This window comes from Thiohalocapsa sp. ML1 (assembly GCF_001469165.1).
GTDB lineage: Bacteria > Pseudomonadota > Gammaproteobacteria > Chromatiales > Chromatiaceae > Thiohalocapsa.
This window is the reverse complement of sequence record NZ_JABX01000006.1, coordinates 59,699-77,277: the sequence shown is the minus strand read 5'-3', so window position 1 is coordinate 77,277 and position 17,579 is coordinate 59,699. Positions and strand designations below refer to the sequence as shown.

The following is a 17,579-nucleotide window of genomic DNA, read 5'->3' as shown; positions in this document are numbered from 1 at the left end:
CGAACTCCGCCACAAGCCCCGCCCCGCCGGGGCTTGTGTCGTTGGCCGACGCGCAGACCGCGCGCCGCGGCATTGAGCCAACACCATGAAATTCGTCGACGAAGCCAAGATTCGCGTCGAGGCCGGCAACGGCGGCTCCGGCTGCGTGAGCTTTCGGCGCGAGAAGTTCATCCCGAAGGGCGGCCCCGACGGTGGTGACGGCGGCGACGGCGGCAGCGTTTACCTGGTCGGCGACGTCAATCTGAACACGCTGGTGGACTTTCGCCATCAGCGCCGCCACCGCGCGGAGTCCGGACGCCCCGGCATGGGGCGCAACCGCACCGGTCGCTCCGGCGCCGACGAGGTGGTGGCGGTACCGCTGGGCACGCGCATTATGGACGCCGACACGGGCGAGGTCATCGGCGAGATCCTGAGCGACGGCGACCGGCTGTTGGTGGCGGCGGGCGGCTTCCACGGCATCGGCAACGCGCGCTACAAGTCGAGCACCAACCGGACCCCGCGGCAGTTCACGCCGGGCACGCCGGGTGAGCAGCGCGACCTGCACCTGGAGCTGCTGCTGCTCGCCGACGTAGGGCTGCTCGGGTTGCCGAACGCCGGCAAGTCGAGCCTGATCCGCGCGCTGTCAAGCGCCCGCCCGAAGGTCGCCGACTATCCGTTCACGACCCTGCATCCGAACCTGGGCGTCGTCAGCCTGGGGCCGAAGCGGAGCTTCGTCATCGCGGACATCCCGGGGCTCATCGAAGGCGCCGCCGGCGGCGCCGGGCTCGGTACGCGCTTTCTGAAACACCTATCGCGCACCCGGCTGCTGCTGCATCTGGTGGACATCGCACCGCCCGACGGCAGCCAGGCCCCCGCGGACGCCGTGCGCACCGTCGCCGCCGAGCTTGCCGCCTTCGATGCCGAGCTGTCGACCAAGGAGCGCTGGCTGGTGCTGAACAAGACCGACCTCATCGACGAGGCGACCCTCGCCGAGCGCCGCACGGCGCTGCTGCACGCCCTCGACTGGCAAGGCCCGGTGCACGCCATCTCCGCCACCTCCGGCGCCGGCACCGCGGCGCTCGCGGCCGCGCTGATGGACCGGCTCACGGTCCTACCCCATCCGCTGCGCGCGGAGCCCCCGGCGGATGCGGCGGCAGCGCCGTGGCATCCGCTCGGCTGACCCGGCCGCGCGCGCCGTCATCGCCACTCAGCTCCCGCCCGACCGTGTTCCACCGCACGCAGATCCCCGCCACGCGCCGCTGGATCATCAAGATCGGCAGCGCGCTCCTCACCCGCGACGGCGCCGGGCTCGACCCGGACATCCTCGCCCCGTGGATCGAGCAGATGGCCGCGCTGCGCGGGGCCGGGCGCGAAGTGGTGCTGGTGTCGTCCGGGGCCGTGGCACAGGGCATGGCGCGCATGGGCTGGCACAAGCGCCCGCAGGCATTGCACGAGCTACAGGCCGCAGCGGCCATTGGCCAGATGGGCCTGATCCGCGCCTACGAGGACGGCTTCTCCCGCCACGGGCTGCACACGGCGCAGGTGCTGCTCACCCGCGACGACCTCGCCGACCGCAAGCGCTACCTGAACGCCCGCAGCACCCTGCGCACGCTGCTCGGCATCGGCGTGTTCCCGGTGGTGAACGAGAACGACACGGTCGCCACGGACGAGCTGCGCTTCGGCGACAACGACACGCTCGCCGCGCTGGTCGCCAATCTGGTCGAGGCGGAGCTGTTGATTCTGCTCACGGACCAGGACGGCCTGTTCACCGCAAACCCCCACACGGACCCGGACGCGGCGCTGATCCGCGAGGCCCGCGTCGACGACGTGCGGCTGGACCAGGCCGCCGGCGGCAGCAACAGCGCGCTCGGCACCGGCGGCATGGTGACCAAGCTGCGTGCCGCGCGCCTCGCCGCCCGCTCGGGCTGCGCGACGGTCATCGCACCAGGGCGGCGCGCCGACAGCCTCACGGACATCGCCTCCGGCGCCCTCGTCGGCAGCCTGTTGGTGCCGGCGCAGGGGCCGCAGGCGGCGCGCAAGCGCTGGCTCGCGGGGCATCTCAGCGTCCGCGGCCGGCTGGCCCTCGACGATGGCGCCGTGCGGGCGCTGCGGGTTCAGGGCAGGAGCCTGCTGGCCGTGGGCGTGACGGCCGTGCATGGCCAGTTCGCCCGCGGCGAGGTGGTGGCCTGCGTCGATGGCAGCGGCCAGGAGGTGGCCCGCGGCCTGATCAACTACGACGCCGGCGACGCGCTAAGGATCAAGGGGCTCCCGAGCAGCCGGTTCGAGGCGGTGCTCGGGTTCATCGACGACGAGGAGCTGATCCACCGCGACAACCTGGTGCTCGTGTAGCGCCGCCCGGATGGGGTGCGGCGGCAAGTGCCGTGCCGTGCGGCCGTCTCAGCGCGCCACCCATTCGCCGTCTTCGTGCGCGAGCCACAACTGCACCACATCCGTCTTCGCCGTGCGCTTGCCTTGTTTGATGCGACGCTCGACCCGGCAGTCATACTGGGCGCCGGGGCGGTTCATGCCGCGACAGCCGAGCTTTGTGAGGGCCTCCAATGCCACCGTCAGCATGGCCCCGTCCTCGCCCCCCATCACGGCGATGGTGCGGTCGTTGACGGCGGCGAGGCTCGCGGCATAGGCGTTGCGGATCTCCTCCTCGGTGGGCTCCTCCACCGCGGGGGCGGCGGCGACCTCGCCGGTGTCGTCCTCTGCCAAGGACTGCCCGGCCGCAAGCGCCAGCAGGCAAGCGAGCCAGGCGGCTCGGGGTCGGATACGCGGTGTCGGTGTCATGCTGGTGGTCACGTCGGTCATGGAAGTGCCCGATTACGTCGGTCATGGAAGTGCCCGATTGTACCCGGCACGCGGCAACCCGGCAGCGCACCCTGCGCCTGCCGTCGGACGCATGCGGACGGGGTGCAGCATGGATGCGGCATCGGACAGCTTGCCGCGGCCCGCGAAAATCCGTAGCCTGCCAAGGTTGCATTCCCCTCCCGATTTAAGGCTTTTGTCGGAGATGCCATGACGTCACCCGCCGAGATCGCACGCTTCAACATGATCGAGCAGCAAGTGCGCCCGTGGAACGTGCTCGACGAGCGGGTGCTGCGGGTGCTGTCCGAGCTCCCGCGGGAGGCCTTCGTGCCCAGCGCCTATCGGGCACTGGCCTACGCGGACCTGGACATCCCGATCGGCGCGGGCACCTCGATGCTGGCGCCGAAGCTCGTCGGCCGCATGCTGCAGGCGCTCGACGTGCGCGAGGGCGATCGCGTGCTGGAGATCGGCCCCGGCACCGGCTACACCACGGCCTGCCTGGCGGGGCTCGGCGGCCGCGTCATCGGCGTCGAGATCGACCCCGACTTGGCCGAGGGCGCGCGCGAGCGGCTCGACGCGTTGGGCCTGCGCCGGGTCGAGGTACGCACCGGCGATGCGCTGGCGGGCCCGGTAGACGGCGGCCCCTTCGACGTCATCGCCGTGACCGGCTCCGTGCCCACGGACGAACCGATACCCGCGCTGGCGCAGCAACTGGCCCCGGGCGGGCGGCTCTTCGTCATCGTCGGCGAGGAGCCGTTGATGCAGGCACGGCTTGAGACCCGCGTCGGACACGGACCCGATCTGCGCCGGCAGGATCTGTTCGAGACCTCGGTGCCGGCGCTGCGCAATGTCCCGCAGCCCGAGCGGTTCGTGTTCTAACGGGCCTGCCCAAGGTGGTACAACAGATCACGGCTCGGCAGCTCGATGCCCTGCTGCGCAGCGACGTGCCGGCACCGCAGTTGCTCGACGTGCGCGAAAGCTGGGAGGTCGGGGTCTGCCGGCTCACTGGCAGCACCCACATCCCGATGCGTCAGGTCCCGGCTGCGCTGGCGGCGCTCGATGCCGAGCGCCCGATCGTCGTCATCTGCCACCACGGCATCCGCAGCCAGCAGGTGGCGCTGTTCCTGGATCAACGCGGCTTCCGTCAGGTCATCAACCTGCAGGGCGGCATCGACGCCTGGGCGCGCGAGGTCGACGCGGACATAGCGACGTACTGACGGGCGCCAACAACAATCAGGTCGGCCAGGGCTGATGCCCGTGCACGGCCCCAACAACGAGACGAGCGAGGTCATTGTCCGCCATGAGCATTCACCAGGCCCCGATGCCGCTGTGCAACGCTGCGTACTCGCAGCTCCTGATCATTGACGCGCAGGAGCGGCTCGCGGCCGCGATGCCGAAGGACGAAGTCGCGATCAGCGTCGCCAACATCAACCGCCTCGTCCACGCAGCGCAAGCCCTGGAGATTCCGATCATTTCGACGGAGCAGTACCCGCAGGGCCTAGGCAAGACCATCGACGCCATTCGCGACAACCTGCCCGCCGACGCCGCGCCCACGGAAAAGACCTGCTTTTCCTGCTGCACCGCGGCCGGCTTCGAGCGCGCGCTCACCAGCCAGCCCGAGCGCAAGCAGGTGGTGCTGGTGGGCATGGAGGCGCACATCTGTATCGTGCAGACCGCCTCCGGCCTGCAACGCTGGGGCTATCAGGTCTTCGTGGCCGCGGACGCCATCTGCTCGCGCCACCCGGCGAACCGGCAGAACGCCCTGGAGCGCATGCGTTACAGCGGCATTCACGTCACCAACACCGAGTCCGTCGCCTTTGAGTGGCTCAGCGACTCGTCCAACGCCCGGTTCCGCGAGGTGTCGCGGATGTTTAGGGGATAAGCGGCGTCCGCGGCGCGCAGTCGCCGACGAGGCAGGCGTCCACCAGCGCCGTGACCCGCTTGAGCGCGCCACGGTTCTCATGGACGACGCGCCGACCCAGCTCGCCGATGCGCGCCCGCTCGGTCGCATCACCGAGCCAGGCGCCGACCCAAGCCGCGAGCGCGTCGGCATCCTCGACCTGGCGCAGCGCTCCGCGGTCCGCCAGCAGTCGGGTCACCTCCGCAAAGTTGAACGTGTGCGGCCCCGCCAGCACCGGCAGGCCGGCGGCGGCCGGCTCCAGCAGATTGTGCCCGCCGGTGGGGACCAGGCTGCCGCCGACATAGGCCAGGTCCGCGGCGGCGTAGAAGAGCCCCAGCTCGCCCATGCTGTCCCCTAGGTAGACGGCCGTTTCCGCGCCGCAGGTCTGGTCGCGGCTGCGCCGCGCGAGCGCGAGCCCCCGCCGCTGCACCAGTGTCGCGACGCGCTCGAAGCGCTCCGGATGCCGCGGCACCAGCACCAGCAGCGCGCCGGGTACCGCGGTGCGCACCGCGGCATGGGCGGTAAGCACCTGCTCCTCTTCTCCCTCGCGGGTGCTCGCCGCCACCCAGACCGGCCGGTCGTTACCCCAGGTGCGGCGCAGCGCCTCGGCGCGGTCCGTCAGGTCCCCGGGCGGCTCCAGCGTGTCGAACAGGGCATCGAACTTGATGCTCCCCGTCACGCTGATGCGCGCGGGGTCCGCACCAAGACCGAGGAAGCGCACGGCGTCCGCCTGCGACTGCGCGGCGATGTGCGAGAAGCTCCGCATGACTTGCCGGCTGAACCGCGGCAACCTCGCGTAGCCCCGCGCGGAACGTGCCGAGAGCCGCGCGTTGACGAGCATGGTCCCGATGCCACGGTGCGCACACATGGCAAGCAGGTTGGGCCAGACCTCGGTTTCCATGATCAACACGAGCCGCGGGCGCACGTGCCCGAGGAAGCGGCGAACGATCCCGGGCAGATCGAAGGGCGTATAGCGATGCTGCACGGCATCGCCAAGCAGCTCCTTGAGGCGGGCGGCGCCGGTGGGCGTGGTGGTCGTCACCAGCACGCGCAGATCCTGCCCGAGCAGATGGCGCAGCAGCGGCAGCGCCGCCTGCACTTCACCGACCGAGACGGCGTGGACCCAGACATCCGCGGCCTGGGGCGGCTTCGGTTCGGCGGCTAGGCGCTCGCGCCAGCGTTCGCGATAGGCCGGCGCGCGTCGGCTGCGCCACAGCAGGCGGAGCAGCGCGAAGGGAACGACGAGCGCGACGAGCAAGGAGTAGAGACGACGAGACAAGGCGGGAGCGGGCGGCTGTCGAAGCGCCCGAGCGGGCCGGCCCGCTCGGGCAGCGGATCGCGTTACATCGGGCCCGTGGCCGGGGCCGCCGCTGGCGCGTCGCCGGCGGCGGGCGTGTCGCTCGGGGCGGGTTCCGCGGGCAGAGCGGCAGGGCTCGCATCCGGCAGCAGCTCGGCAGGCACGGTCTTCGCGAGCTTGCCTTCGGCAATGGCGGCATCGATCCACGGCTGGTGCAGCGCAAGCAGGCTCCAGAACATCACGATGCCCACCGGCCATGCCAGCAGCGCCGCCGGGCGCGACGGGCGGAAGCGCATTACCACCCATAGCCAGATCAAGGACACCGCGGCGCCCGTGACATAGACCGCTGGCTGCCACTGGAACTCGTAGTCCGTCGGCAGGTACTTGGCGAGCCCGGCGATCGGCGGCGGCGAGCCCTGGTACAGGATCCAGATCCAGCCGGCCCAGAGCACCACGGCGAGCGCGCCGAACAGCAGTACGGACAGCCAGTGTACCGGCCAGACGACCCAGCGCGGCACCCGGTGCAGGCCACCGGCACCGAGCGCCGCGAGCGGCACCAGCAGCGCCAGCCCGTAGATGAGCCCGACGGCGGTGGAGGTGATGATCGCAGCCCAGCCGAGCACCGCCACGATGAGCGCGGCACGCACGCCGGCGAAGCCGAACAGGGCGCCGGGCCGCACCACCAGCGCGATCACGGCGAGCAGCCAGGCCGGAAACGCCATGACCAGGAAGATCCACAGCCATTGCAACTGCTGCTCGGGCGTGCCGAGGGAGAAGCTCCCGAGCAAGGTGTCGAGCGAGCTGGTGGCGAGCCAGGCATCGAACAGCGCCGGATCGCGCTGCTGCAGCAGGATCGGCCAGATCACCAGCCAGGGCAGCGCGAACAACAAGGCGACGACGATGCCGCGCAGATAGCGCCAGAGCTTCGCGATGCCGATCAGCATCATCACCACGACGCCCGCGAGCAGCACCACCGGGCCGAACAGCCCCTTGGCCATGAACGCGATGCCGGCGCCAGTGCCGAGCCACAGGCCACCGGTCAGTACCTTGCGCGGCACCATGGTCATGCCGTAGAGGCCCATGGCCATGCCGGCCATCAGTGCGCTGTCGGCCGACATGTCATGGCCGTACCAGACGATGCCGAGCGTGCTGATCAGCACCAGCACCGCCGCGGGGCCAATGCCGACCGGCGCGCTCTGCTCCTTGCCGGGCCGCCAGGCGGCGCCCGCGAACAGCGCCGTGAAAAAGAGCGTCAGCGCGAGGTAGACGCCGGTGGCGAGACGCGCCGCCTGCGGCGCCGGCATGCGATCCGCGAGCGCCTCCGCGAGGGCGGCGCTGGTCATGTAATAGAGCGGCGGGGTTTCCAGCGCGGGCTCGCCGTCCACCTCCGGCACCAGATAATCGCCGCTCTCGAGAATGCTCTCGACCGCGGCGAGGGAATAGGCCTCTTCTTCGGTCCATGGCGCATGCCCCACCAAACCCATGGAGACGAACGCCACCGCAAGCAGCAACGTCAGCAGCCAGAGGAAGGGGCTGTTGGTCTGCGGCGATTTCGCCGCGGCGGCGTCGGTCTCCCCGGGATTCTTCGTTTTCTTTGCCATCGATGATTCCTCACTCACGCGCGGGATCGAGTATAGGACAATGGCCCCGGGGTCACCCGACTGGCCACACCGCGGGCCATTGTAACGGGGCGAGCAGGGCAATACCGGCTGGAGATGCGGTTTTCGGCTGCTCAAGATCAGTGTCAACGCACGCAGCCGCGTGCGGAGCAGCCCGGCGGCAACCGCAACGGCAGGATTCATGTCACCCGAACCAGATCCGCCGGTGCGGCTCAGTGTTCTCGCCTCCTTCTCCGGTGCCGGCGGCGTCGAGCGGATGCTCGTCAACCTGCTGCACGGCATTGCGGCGCTGGGTCGCGAGGTCGATCTGCTGACCATCCGCACCGACAGCCCGCACCTCGCGGAGCTGCCCGACGGGGTGCGCCGCATCGACCTCGGCGCGCGCCACAGTCGCACCGCGGTCGGCGCCCTCGCCCGCCACCTGCGGCGCGAGCGGCCGGCGGTGCTGCTCGCCGCGAAGGACCGTGCCGGCCGTGCCGCCGTGCTGGCACGCCGGCGCGCCGAGGTACCGACGGCGCTGGCGCTACGCCTCGGCACCAACCTGTCCGCGGCCATGGTGCACAAGCATCCGCTGCAGCGCTGGCTGCGCTACCTGCCCATCCGCCGGCTCTATCCGGACATCGAGCACATCGTTGCCGTCTCGGAGGGCGTCGCCGCCGACACCGTCCGCGTCGCCCGCTATCCGCGCGAGCGCATCAGCGTGATCCGCAATCCCGTCATCACGCCGTCGCTGGCCTTTCGCGCGGCGGAGCCCTGCCCGCACCCGTGGTTCAACGACGCCAGCCGCGCCGGGACACCCGTCATCGTCGGCGCCGGTCGGCTGGAGCGCCAGAAGGACTTCCCGACCCTACTGCGGGCGTTCGCGCGGCTGCGCGCACTAAGACTGTGCCGGCTCGTGATCCTCGGCGACGGCGCCTGGCGCGAGCGCCTGCTGGCGCTCGCGGCGGAGCTCGGCATCGGCGACGACCTCCACCTGCCCGGCTTCCAGAGCAACCCCTACCCCTATCTGACAAGGGCCAGCCTGTTTGCGCTGTCGTCGGCCTGGGAGGGGTCGCCCAACGTATTGACGGAAGCGCTGGCCCTCGGCACACCGGTGGTCGCCACGGACTGCCCGAGCGGCCCGCGTGAGATCCTAGACGGTGGGCGCATCGCACCGCTGGTGCCCGTGGGCGACGCGGCTGCCATGGCCGCCGCCATGGCCGCGGTGCTCGACACACCGCCGCCGCCCGAGCGGCTGACCGCCGCCGTCGATGCCTACCGGGCCGAGGTCAGCGCGCGGGCCTATGTGGCGCTGCTCGACCGGCTGGCCGCGCAGGCCGCCGGCCGCGGCTGATCGCCATGGCCGTTAGCGAACAACGTCCGCGCCCGCCGGCAGCACCGCCCATTGCAGCCGCAGGCGCCCGTCCGGCCGATGATAGAGCGGCGCTTCCGTCGTCGTCACCGCCAGCTCGCCGACGCCCAGCCGTTCGCGCAGCCAGCCGCGAAACGTCGATCGGGCATCCGCCAGCCCTTCACCGATCACGAGCCAAGCCCCCTCCGGGAGCCGCGCCGGGAAGAAGCTCCGCTCCGACATCACCACCGCCGTCGGGAACGCGAGCCGGAGATTGCCAGCGAGCGGGTCCTTGTCCGCCAGCACCAGCGCCGGCGGCGGGATCTGTTGGCGGATTCGTGCGGCGATGTCCGCATAGGGTGCGTTCAGCCGCGACGGCCGCGCGGGGTCGGCCCACAGCGCCTGCCCCGGCAACGCGATGGACACACCGAGCAGCGCCGCCGCAGCGATGCCGACGAAGACCCGCAGCCCACGCCCGTCCGGGTCGGCCCAGCAGGCCACCAGGAGCGTCACGTAGAAGACCAGCGGCTGCAGCCAATGCTCTTTGATATCGCGCGCACCGCTCGCGATGATCAACGCGACGGCGACCAAGAGCGCCACGAGCAGCGTGCGCCGGAGCAGCCGGCAGCCCGGCACGACCTCACCGCCGGCGCTGCCGACACGGCGGCGGACCAAGAGCGACAGCAGCAGCAACGGCAAGAGGCTGGCGGCGAGCCCGGCACCCAGGTCCAAGAGCGTTTCCCAGCCAACGCCGGTCTGCATCTGAAGCTTGCGAAAGCCCTCCCCGGCCGCGGCACGGTTGCCGAGCACCCACAGCGCGTGCGGCGCCAACAGCGACGTCGCGACGACCACCGAGACGCCGAAGCGCAGCGACAACAGGCGCCGTCGCCAGTCGGGCAGCGACAGCGCCGCGACCAGCAGGGCCACGACGAACATGCCGTAGTTGTACTTGCCCAGCGCCCCGACGCCGAATAGGGCACCGAGCGCGACATAGCCCCACCAGTCCGCCCGCCATCGCAGCCGCAGGAAGACCACAAGCGTCCAGGCCGCGACGGCCACCGCCAGCACCGTGTGCGTGAAGTTGCGCTGGTCCTCCCAGACGAGCTGCGGCATCAGCGCGAGCCCGAGCGCAGCAACCCACTGCTGCGCCGGGGTCAAGCCGAGCTCGCGCGCGGCCAGCGCGACGCCGGCGACGAGCAGCGTCAACAGCGCGGCCTTGAGCGCGAGCAACGCCGACAAGCTCGGACCGGTGACGGCGAAGAGCCCCTGCACGAGCCAGGTATAGAGCGGCGGCTGGCCGTTGTAGCCGAGCGCCGGGAACTGGCTCAGGATGAGCTGCTCGGCGTGGTCCCACTCCGCCGTGGGCGTCACACTGCCGAGCAGCAGCGCATTGAGCGAAAAGTAGGCGAGCGCCGCGGCAATGATGCGTAGCGTGGTCTGCGAGCCCGGTTGGGACAGCAGCATGACTAGGTTCCTTGACGGCGCCAAATGCTTGCAGATGAATCAAGTTTCACGATGACAGGGGCGGGGAAGGGCCGAGGGCCGAGGGCCGAGGGCCGAGGAGAGCTCCCTCGGCCCTCGGCCCTCGGCCCTGATCAAGGCGCCGCTTCGCCTCGCTGCAGATCAAGCGCGGGGCGTCACCCGCGCCGACGCACCCACCAGCTCCCGGTACACCGCGAGATTGCCGGCCACCATCTGCGCCACCGAGAACTCCTGCGCCACGAGTTGCTGCCCGCCGGCACCCAGGCGCCGACGCGCGTCCGCGTCCGACAGCAGCCGGCCCACCGCGTCCGCCAGCGCGGGCACGTCCGTCGGCGGCACCAGGACGCCGTTGACGCCGTCGCGCACCGCCTCCGGGATGCCGCCGACGGCGCTCGCGACCACCGGCACGCCGGCGGCGGAGGCCTGCAGCAGCGACACGCCGAGCCCCTCCATGATCGCCGGATGGACGACCAGATCCATACAGGGCAAAAGCCGCGGCAGGTCGTCCCGAAAGCCCATGAGCCGGACATGGGACGCGAGCCCGTCCGTGTCGATCTGCTCCTGCAGAGCACCGACCAGCGGCCCCTTGCCGAACAGCAGCACCTGCACCCGCGGCTCCACGGCAATGATCGCCGGCATCGCCGCGAGCAGATAACGATGCCCCTTGCGCGCGATGAGCTGTGCCAGCACGGCCAGTGTCGGCCGGCCGGCGTCCACGCCTAGGGCGCCGGCGAGCGCCGCCCGGTCGCAGCCGCGGGCGAAGGGTGCGGCGTCCACGGCACTGCGCACGACCCGGAGCTTCGCGGCCGGCAGCCCCTCGGCCAGCAGCACGCGCGCGATGCCCTCGGAGATCGCGACCACACGGTCGTGCAGCCGGTACTTGGCCGCCACGAGCCAGCGCGGCTCCGGGTTGTCGACGCGACGGGTATGCACCACGGGCACGCCCGCGCGCCGGCCCGCGATGCCGCCCATCACGTCGGCGCCGATGCGGCTGTGCAGGTGCAGCACGTCGGGCGGTGCCGCCGCCATCAGCCGCCGCAGCCGCCGCACGATGCCGACATCCAAATCGCCGCCGAGCTTCAGCTCGTACACCCTCGCGAAGGGCGCCGCGCGCCGGGCGAGCTCGCTGCCGCGCCGGCAGGCAAGATGGCTCTCGACGCCTTTCCGCGCGAGCCCCTCCAGCAGGTAGAGCACCTGCTGTGCGCCGCCGTAGAGCTCGGCGCCGCCCTCCACGTGCAGCACCCTCACGGCTGTGGCCCCGCTGAGCCTGCGCCGGCGAAAGGCCCACCCGGCAGCTCCGCGAGCGCCGCCAGGACCTCTTCTACTTCGATATCGCGCATGCAATCGAAGCGCCCGTCGCAGGTCGGCCGCCGCCGGCACGGCGAGCAGGGCCGGGCGTGGTAGAGCACCCGCGCATCCGCCCGCCCGGTGTCGATGTAGGGCAAGGTAGAGCCGAACAGCAGCAGCGTCGGGCGCTCGCGGGCGATGCCCATGTGGCTCAGGCCCGTGTCGACGCCGATCAGCGCCCCGCAGCGGTCGATGACGGCGGCGGCTTGCAGGAGCGTCGTGCGCCCGGCGAGGTCCACCACCGCCGCGCCGGCAGCTACGGCGATCTCCGCCGCCGCCGCCCGGTCGCCGGGGCCGCCGAGCAGCACCGCGGGTTGGCCGGTCTGGGCCGCGAGCCTGCGGGCAAGCGCGGCCCAGCGCGCCGCAATCCAGTGCTTCTGCGGTCGGGTCGTGAACGGGCACAGCGCGATGAAGCCGTTTTCCAGCCCATGTGCGGCCAGCAGATCGCGCGCCGCCGCGGCGTCCGCGGGGCCGACAGGCACGGCCATCGCGAAGTCATCGACGGGCAGCCCGAGCACCTCGGCGAGATGCCGGTATTCGGAGCCGATGCGCCGGTCATCCCCGGCCCGCGGCACCACGCGCGTCAGCAGCAGCCGGCTGCCTTCCCGCGCACCCAGCCCGATGCGCACCGGTGCGCCGGAGAGCCAGGCCGGCAGCGCGCTCTTGAACAGCCCTTGCAGGTCGAGCGCGAGGTCGAAACGCTGCGCCCGCAGCGCCCGCCGCAGCCGCCCGAGCTCGGCCCACAGCGCCGCCGGACGCCGCTCGCGCCAGCGCGCTCGGAGCAAGGCATCCGGCCACTCGATGACCGCGTCGAGCTCCGGATGCCGGCGCAGCAGCGGCGCACAGGCCGGCTGCGCGAGCCAGGCGAGATGCGCATCCGGGTACGCGCGCCGACAGGCATGGATCAGCGGCGAGGCGAACACGATGTCGCCGATGGCGCTCAGGCGGATGAGCAGCACCCGGCGCGGCACCGGCGTTGGTGCGCGACGCTTGGCCAGGTCAGGCGACACGCCCGTCTCCGGCTGCCAGAGCGGCGAACAGCTCCAGATAGGCCGCCGCCGCCTCGCGCATGCGGTACGGCACGGCCGCCGCGCGCAGCCGCGCGCTGTCGGCGGGCGCGGCCAGCAGCGTGGCCATGGAGCCTGACAAGGCCGCGGCGTCGCCGACGGGCGTCAGCGGGCCCAGCGCACCGTCCTGAAGCAGATCGCGGACACCGCCCGGACAGTCCGTCGCCGCGACGGGCTTGCCCAGCGCCATTGCTTCCACCACCACGTTCGGCAGCCCCTCGCGCCGGGACGATAACACCAGCGCCGACGCCCGTGCCAAGTAGGGAAAGGGGTCCGGCACGAACCCGTGCAGGTCCACCCGGTCGCTGATCCCGAGCCGGCGGATCAGCGCCGTCAGCGGCGCGCGCTCCTTGCCCTCGCCCAGCACGATGAGGCGCGCGCCCGTCGCCGGCGGCAGCAGCGCGAAGGCGCGCAGCAGCGTCGCGAAGTCCTTGACCTTGCGCAGCCCGCCGACGGCGATCAGCACCGGACCCGCGCCGGGCTGCAGCCAGGGATGCGGGCACGGCGACGCGGCGCGCAGCTCGAAGTCGTCGGGCAACGTCGGATTCGGCAGCACGCGCAGCGGCACCTCGCCCGTCAGGAAGTGGCGCCGCAGATCCGCCGCGACCTCGCCGCACACCGCCGTCACCGCATCGAGCTTGGCGTAATCGCGCCGGACCCGGCGCGTCTCGCGCCAGACCCGCAGCGGCCGAAAGCGCCGCGCTCGCAAGCTCGCCGACAGCGGCGTGCCCACCGTCGTCACGAGCCGCACTCCCAGCCCGAGCCGTTCCCGCGCCGCGAGCAGATCCCGATCATCGGCGAGCTTGCCGGTGATGACCAGATCCGGTCGCCGCGCCAGCAGGTAGGCGTCCAGCGCTGCCTCGCCATCCCCGACCGGCGTCAGCGTGACCGCTGCCGGCAAGCCCTGCACGTATGCGTGGCGCGCATTGCTTACCACTAGGTCGCAAGGCTGACCGAGCAGCACCAGTCCGCGTGCCAGGTTGGTCAGTTTGCGCTCGACGCCCCCATCCTCGAAGTGCCGAATGAACAACGCGGGCAGCATTAGCCGGCTCCCGCACCGGGCTCGGTGCGCGCGGTGCGCGGGAACAGTCCGACCGCGAGCATGCCCCCGGCGAGCACGCCCCAGTAGGCCCGCCAAGCCTGTTGCATCGAATGGAAGTCGAACAGGCTCCAGAGCATGAGATAAACGAGCGACAGCAACAGGAAATTGCCGACATCGACGTCAACGCTGCCGGCCCTGCAGGCCAACTGCACCGATCGCCACAGCGCCGCAAACAGCGCGAGCCAGAGCAGGAGGCCGACGACGCCGAGCTGCACCAGCACCTCCAGATAGGTGTTGTGCAGGTGCTCCAGCGGCCCGTAGCCGGTCAGCATCACGGACGGATCATCGCTGGCCTTGAGCAGCGCCTTGGCGCTGCCGGGGCCCCAGCCGAGCCAGGGCCGCTGCTGCCAGAGGTCGAGGCCGAAGCGCTGCGCATGCCAGCGTTGGCTGAAGGAGGAATCCGGCACGTAACCGACCTCCCCCTGCACGAGCGCGCGCGCGGTGTCGAATTCCGCCGTGACGCGCTCCACCATCGAGCCCGCGTTCATCAGCACCAGCACCGCCACCGCTCCACCACCCAGCCAGGTCAGCAGACGCGGGCTGCGTCGGCGCCCGCGGCGGCTCGCCACCAACAGCAGCCCAAGCACTGCAGTGGCCGCGAGCGCGAGCCAGGCACCACGCGACAGCGTGAGCAGGAAGGCCTGCGCGACCAGCGCCGTCACCAGCAGCCACAGCCCGATCCGCAGCAAATGCACAGAGTCATGGCGCCCGCCCCACCAGCGCCAACGCAGGGTGAACAGCCCGATCAGTGCCGTGCCGGAGAACAGCGCGAACACGATTGTCGGCACGCCGAAGCCGGGTCTTGACTCCGCGAACGCCGCCGGGTCCGCCCAGAGCAGCGCCCAGTCCAGCCGGTACATTGCCCCGAGCAGCATCCCGAGCAGCGCCAAGGCCAGCACGCGCAGCAGCCGGCGCTGATTGCCGCCGATCACGTAGGCCACGGGCACGACGACGGCGAGCTGCGCCCAATCCAGCCCAGCGCCCCAACGGACCGACCAGGTGCCGCCCGGATAGTTCGCGAGCCAGCCGCGCAAAAGTGCATAGACCGCGAGGCCGAGGATGAGCCAGAGCGCAGTCGACGCGGGCCACGGCCGGCGCTGCCGTATGCGGACGCCAAGCTCCATCAGGAAGCCCAGCACAAGCAGGCCGAGCCCCCAGGAGACGCCGGCGGGCGCGAGGAAGAGCGCCAATGCGAGAAGGTACAGCCCGAAGCGCTGCAGGCGCGCGATCCAGTTGCTCAAGGCGGACACTTCCTCAGTCAGTGACGGTTCAGAAACTACCGGTACACTCCCGGGATCGCATCAGCGCAGCGAAACTCGACGTCAAGGGCATCGAAATCGGGATCGGGATCGGGATCGGGATCGACCGGACATGATATTGGGTAAGGCGATGAGAGGTGCGATTTCGGTACCGATTTCGATTTCGATTTCGATGGAGACGGCAACCACTTGTTTTTGAAGCGTCGCCGCCCCCGGCCCGCCCGGACGCCGATGTCCGGAGCGCCCTGGCGCGCGGCCGGAATGGTAGCAGACGCGCCGCCCACCACGGACGTCGGCGCGCTATGGCGCGGCGCGCACACGTGGCAAGATGCCGCGTACCAAGCGCCCACAAGCCTAGCCGGGCTTGCACCACCCCACCGGACCCACCGCGACCTTGACCACCGACCTGCCCCGCCCGTCACAACGCAGGCCGCATCCATGTGCGGCATAGCGGGCTTCATGCGGCGCGACGGCACCCCCGCCGAGCCCGAGCTGCTCGCGGCGATGGCGGCGCGGCTCGCCCATCGCGGGCCGGACGACCGCGGCAGCCACTGCGCCGACGGGGTCGCGCTCGCGCAGACCCGGCTCTCCATCATCGGGCTCGCCACCGGCCACCAGCCGATGCTGAGCAACGACGGCAACCTCGCGCTCGTTGCCAACGGCGAGGTCTACAACTACCGCGAGCTGGACGCCGAGCTCGGCGCCGTCGCGCCGGCGCCGGCGCGGGGCTCGGACTCGGCCACCATTCTGCACGCTTACGCCGTGCACGCCGACGCCTCGGTGCACGTGCTGCGCGGCATGTACGCCTTCGCGCTGCACGACCGCGCGCGCCGGCGGTTGATCTTGGTGCGCGACCGGCTCGGCATCAAGCCACTGTTCTACGCCAGGCTGCCCGATCGCATCGCCTTCGCGTCGGAGCTCAAGGCGCTGCTGCCGCTGTTGCCGGGCAAGCCGCAGGTGCACGGCCCGGCACTGCGACAATTCCTGCTGCAGCAGTTCAGCACGGGCCGGGCGACGATCTTCCAAGGCATCGAGCGCGTGCTGCCGGGGGAGATGCTCGTCATCGGCCCCGATCTCGCCGTCGAGCACCGCCGTTACTGGTCGCTGACGGACATCGCACCGCAACCGATGAATGATGCCGACGCCGCCGCGGCGCTGGACGCGCTGCTCGATACCGCCATGGCCGAGCACATGCGCGCGGACGTGCCCTTCGGGCTCTTCCTGTCCGGCGGGCTGGATTCGGCGACGCTCGCCGCCGCGCTGGCGCAGCACGGCGCCGGGCGCATCCAGAGCTTCTCGGTGGGCTTCCAGGATACCGCCATGGCGGATGAGCTGGACGGCGCGGAGCGCATCGCGGACTGGTTCGGCTTCGAGCACACCGCACTGCGACTGACGGCAGAGCAGCTCTGCGCGCGGCTGCCGCTGACGATCTGGGCAGCGGACGATCTCATGCGCGACTACGCCTGCCTGCCGACCTCGATCCTCGCCGAGACTGCGGCGCGCTCGCTCAAGGTCGTGTTCTCGGGCGAAGGCGGCGACGAGGCCTTCGCCGGCTATCGGCGCTACCGACCGAGCCTGGCCGAGCGGCTCGGCAAGGGCCTGCTGCGGCCCGGCAGCGGCGGTTTTCGCACCCGCGGGCAGTGGTCGCAGCACTGGGTGCGAGCGCTATTCGGGCCGGCGCTGCGGGGGCTGCCGGGGCGGGCGCGGCAGCCTTTCGTGGACGCTTGGCAGGCAACGCCGCCAGCCTGGTCGGACCTGCAGCGGCGCCAATACGTCGATCTCACCACCGCGCTGCCGGACAACCTGCTGGTGAAGACCGACCGCATGCTCATGGCCTTCGGGCTAGAGGGCCGGGTGCCACTGTTGGACCATCGTCTCGTTGAGCTCGGGCTCGCGCTGCCGGACGGGCTCAAGCTCCGCGGGCGCACTGGCAAACGGCTGCTGCGCCGCTGGGCGGCACCGAAGCTGCCGCCCGGACACCTGGACCGGCCCAAGCGCGGCTTCCACGTGCCCGTCGCGGAATGGCTCGCCGGGGACAGACTCAGCCATTTAGGTGCGCTGTTGCAGCGCAACCGCGGCATCCGCGACTGGTTCAATGCCGCCGCCATCCCGGAGCTGGTCGCCGCGCGCCGCGCCGGGCGCGGCGGCGACCGCGAGCTGTTCGGGCTGCTTCAGTTCGCGATCTGGCACCGGCTCTTCATCGACGGCGACGCCGAGCGCCCGCGCGCGGATGAGGACCTGCTGGACTGGATTGCCGAATAAGGGCCGGCCGACAGCCGCGGCCGGGGTCCGGATCGAGCACGCACGGTCGCGGCAGCGTCCCGCCGAGTGGCCACGGCCGGCGGCCCTCTGGCATCATCGCGTGCTTCGAGTCGCGTCATCCGCG

15 protein-coding genes are annotated in these 17,579 nt (G+C 71.4%); 7 read left to right on the top strand and 8 right to left on the bottom strand.

Going from position 1 to position 17,579, the window contains the following annotated elements; genetic code table 11:
* The first annotated feature begins 85 nt into the window (after nt 1-85).
* Both cgtA and proB read left to right on the top strand, forming a co-directional pair.
* Entirely contained in the window at nt 86-1,159 is a 1,074-nt protein-coding gene (cgtA, locus tag ML01_RS05465) for an Obg family GTPase CgtA (RefSeq protein ID WP_058554394.1), read from the top strand.
* Between the two features lie 44 nt (nt 1,160-1,203).
* Entirely contained in the window at nt 1,204-2,328 is a 1,125-nt protein-coding gene (gene proB, locus ML01_RS05460) for a glutamate 5-kinase (RefSeq protein ID WP_058554393.1), read from the top strand.
* Nucleotides 2,329-2,376: 48 nt separating this feature from the next.
* Here proB and ML01_RS05455 read toward each other — a convergent pair whose 3' ends face one another.
* Entirely contained in the window at nt 2,377-2,793 is a 417-nt protein-coding gene (locus ML01_RS05455) for a hypothetical protein (RefSeq protein ID WP_058554392.1), read from the bottom strand.
* Between the two features lie 207 nt (nt 2,794-3,000).
* Here ML01_RS05455 and ML01_RS05450 point away from each other — a divergent pair, with 207 nt between their 5' ends.
* The 3 genes from ML01_RS05450 to ML01_RS05440 all read left to right on the top strand — a co-directional run bounded on the left by ML01_RS05450 (nt 3,001) and on the right by ML01_RS05440 (nt 4,672).
* Nucleotides 3,001-3,669 carry a protein-L-isoaspartate O-methyltransferase gene (locus ML01_RS05450; protein WP_058554391.1) on the top strand — a complete coding sequence of 223 codons (669 nt, stop codon included), beginning with the start codon at nt 3,001-3,003 and terminating at the stop codon, nt 3,667-3,669.
* A 14-nt stretch (nt 3,670-3,683) separates the two neighbouring features.
* Nucleotides 3,684-4,007 (top strand): rhodanese-like domain-containing protein, encoded by a 324-nt coding sequence (locus ML01_RS05445; RefSeq protein WP_058554390.1) that lies wholly within the window; start codon nt 3,684-3,686, stop codon nt 4,005-4,007.
* Nucleotides 4,008-4,090: 83 nt separating this feature from the next.
* Nucleotides 4,091-4,672, top strand: coding sequence for an isochorismatase family protein (locus ML01_RS05440; protein ID WP_058554389.1), 582 nt, complete (start codon nt 4,091-4,093; stop codon nt 4,670-4,672).
* Here the strand turns inward: ML01_RS05440 and waaA are convergent.
* Complete coding sequence (waaA, locus tag ML01_RS05435; protein WP_058554388.1) at nt 4,662-5,969, bottom strand: lipid IV(A) 3-deoxy-D-manno-octulosonic acid transferase; 1,308 nt, start codon at nt 5,967-5,969, stop codon at nt 4,662-4,664. The genes ML01_RS05440 and waaA overlap by 11 nt on opposite strands.
* A 62-nt stretch (nt 5,970-6,031) precedes the next feature.
* On the bottom strand, nt 6,032-7,588 hold the full coding sequence (locus ML01_RS30445; protein WP_058554387.1) for a glycosyltransferase family 39 protein: 1,557 nt from the start codon (nt 7,586-7,588) through the stop codon (nt 6,032-6,034).
* 199 nt (nt 7,589-7,787) lie between these two features.
* Here ML01_RS30445 and ML01_RS05425 point away from each other — a divergent pair, with 199 nt between their 5' ends.
* Nucleotides 7,788-8,939 (top strand): glycosyltransferase, encoded by a 1,152-nt coding sequence (locus ML01_RS05425; RefSeq protein ID WP_058554386.1) that lies wholly within the window; start codon nt 7,788-7,790, stop codon nt 8,937-8,939.
* Nucleotides 8,940-8,951: 12 nt separating this feature from the next.
* Here the strand turns inward: ML01_RS05425 and ML01_RS05420 are convergent, their stop codons facing one another.
* From ML01_RS05420 to ML01_RS05400, 5 genes are all read right to left on the bottom strand, one after another.
* Nucleotides 8,952-10,400, bottom strand: coding sequence for a glycosyltransferase family 39 protein (locus ML01_RS05420; protein ID WP_058554385.1), 1,449 nt, complete (start codon nt 10,398-10,400; stop codon nt 8,952-8,954).
* 159 nt (nt 10,401-10,559) lie between these two features.
* A complete protein-coding gene (locus ML01_RS05415) occupies nt 10,560-11,666 on the bottom strand; it encodes a glycosyltransferase family 4 protein (protein ID WP_058554384.1) in 1,107 nt (368 codons plus the stop codon).
* On the bottom strand, nt 11,663-12,775 hold the full coding sequence (gene waaF / locus ML01_RS05410) for a lipopolysaccharide heptosyltransferase II (protein ID WP_254045143.1): 1,113 nt from the start codon (nt 12,773-12,775) through the stop codon (nt 11,663-11,665). Before waaF ends, ML01_RS05415 begins: the two co-directional genes overlap by 4 nt.
* A complete protein-coding gene (locus ML01_RS05405; protein ID WP_058554383.1) occupies nt 12,765-13,874 on the bottom strand; it encodes a glycosyltransferase in 1,110 nt (369 codons plus the stop codon). The genes waaF and ML01_RS05405 overlap by 11 nt, the downstream gene beginning before the upstream one ends.
* The gene (locus tag ML01_RS05400) at nt 13,874-15,175 is read right to left on the bottom strand and encodes an O-antigen ligase (protein WP_156427571.1); all 1,302 of its coding nucleotides are present in this window, start codon (nt 15,173-15,175) and stop codon (nt 13,874-13,876) included. Before ML01_RS05400 ends, ML01_RS05405 begins: the two co-directional genes overlap by 1 nt.
* Before the next feature lie 456 nt (nt 15,176-15,631).
* Here ML01_RS05400 and asnB point away from each other — a divergent pair, with 456 nt between their 5' ends.
* Entirely contained in the window at nt 15,632-17,455 is a 1,824-nt protein-coding gene (gene asnB, locus ML01_RS05395) for an asparagine synthase (glutamine-hydrolyzing) (RefSeq protein WP_058554381.1), read from the top strand.
* The last annotated feature ends 124 nt before the right edge of the window (nt 17,456-17,579 follow it).

Bases quoted from the DNA above. Each gene is read 5' to 3' on its own strand.
- asnB (WP_058554381.1), top strand. From the start codon at position 15,632: ATGTGCGGCATAGCGGGCTTCATGCGGCGCGACGGCACCCCCGCCGAG.
- ML01_RS05420 (WP_058554385.1), bottom strand. From the start codon at position 10,400: ATGCTGCTGTCCCAACCGGGCTCGCAGACCACGCTACGCATCATTGCC.
- ML01_RS05455 (WP_058554392.1), bottom strand. From the start codon at position 2,793: ATGACCGACGTGACCACCAGCATGACACCGACACCGCGTATCCGACCC.
- ML01_RS05425 (WP_058554386.1), top strand. From the start codon at position 7,788: ATGTCACCCGAACCAGATCCGCCGGTGCGGCTCAGTGTTCTCGCCTCC.
- ML01_RS05440 (WP_058554389.1), top strand. From the start codon at position 4,091: ATGAGCATTCACCAGGCCCCGATGCCGCTGTGCAACGCTGCGTACTCG.
- ML01_RS05450 (WP_058554391.1), top strand. From the start codon at position 3,001: ATGACGTCACCCGCCGAGATCGCACGCTTCAACATGATCGAGCAGCAA.
- ML01_RS05405 (WP_058554383.1), bottom strand. From the start codon at position 13,874: ATGCTGCCCGCGTTGTTCATTCGGCACTTCGAGGATGGGGGCGTCGAG.
- cgtA (WP_058554394.1), top strand. From the start codon at position 86: ATGAAATTCGTCGACGAAGCCAAGATTCGCGTCGAGGCCGGCAACGGC.
- ML01_RS30445 (WP_058554387.1), bottom strand. From the start codon at position 7,588: ATGGCAAAGAAAACGAAGAATCCCGGGGAGACCGACGCCGCCGCGGCG.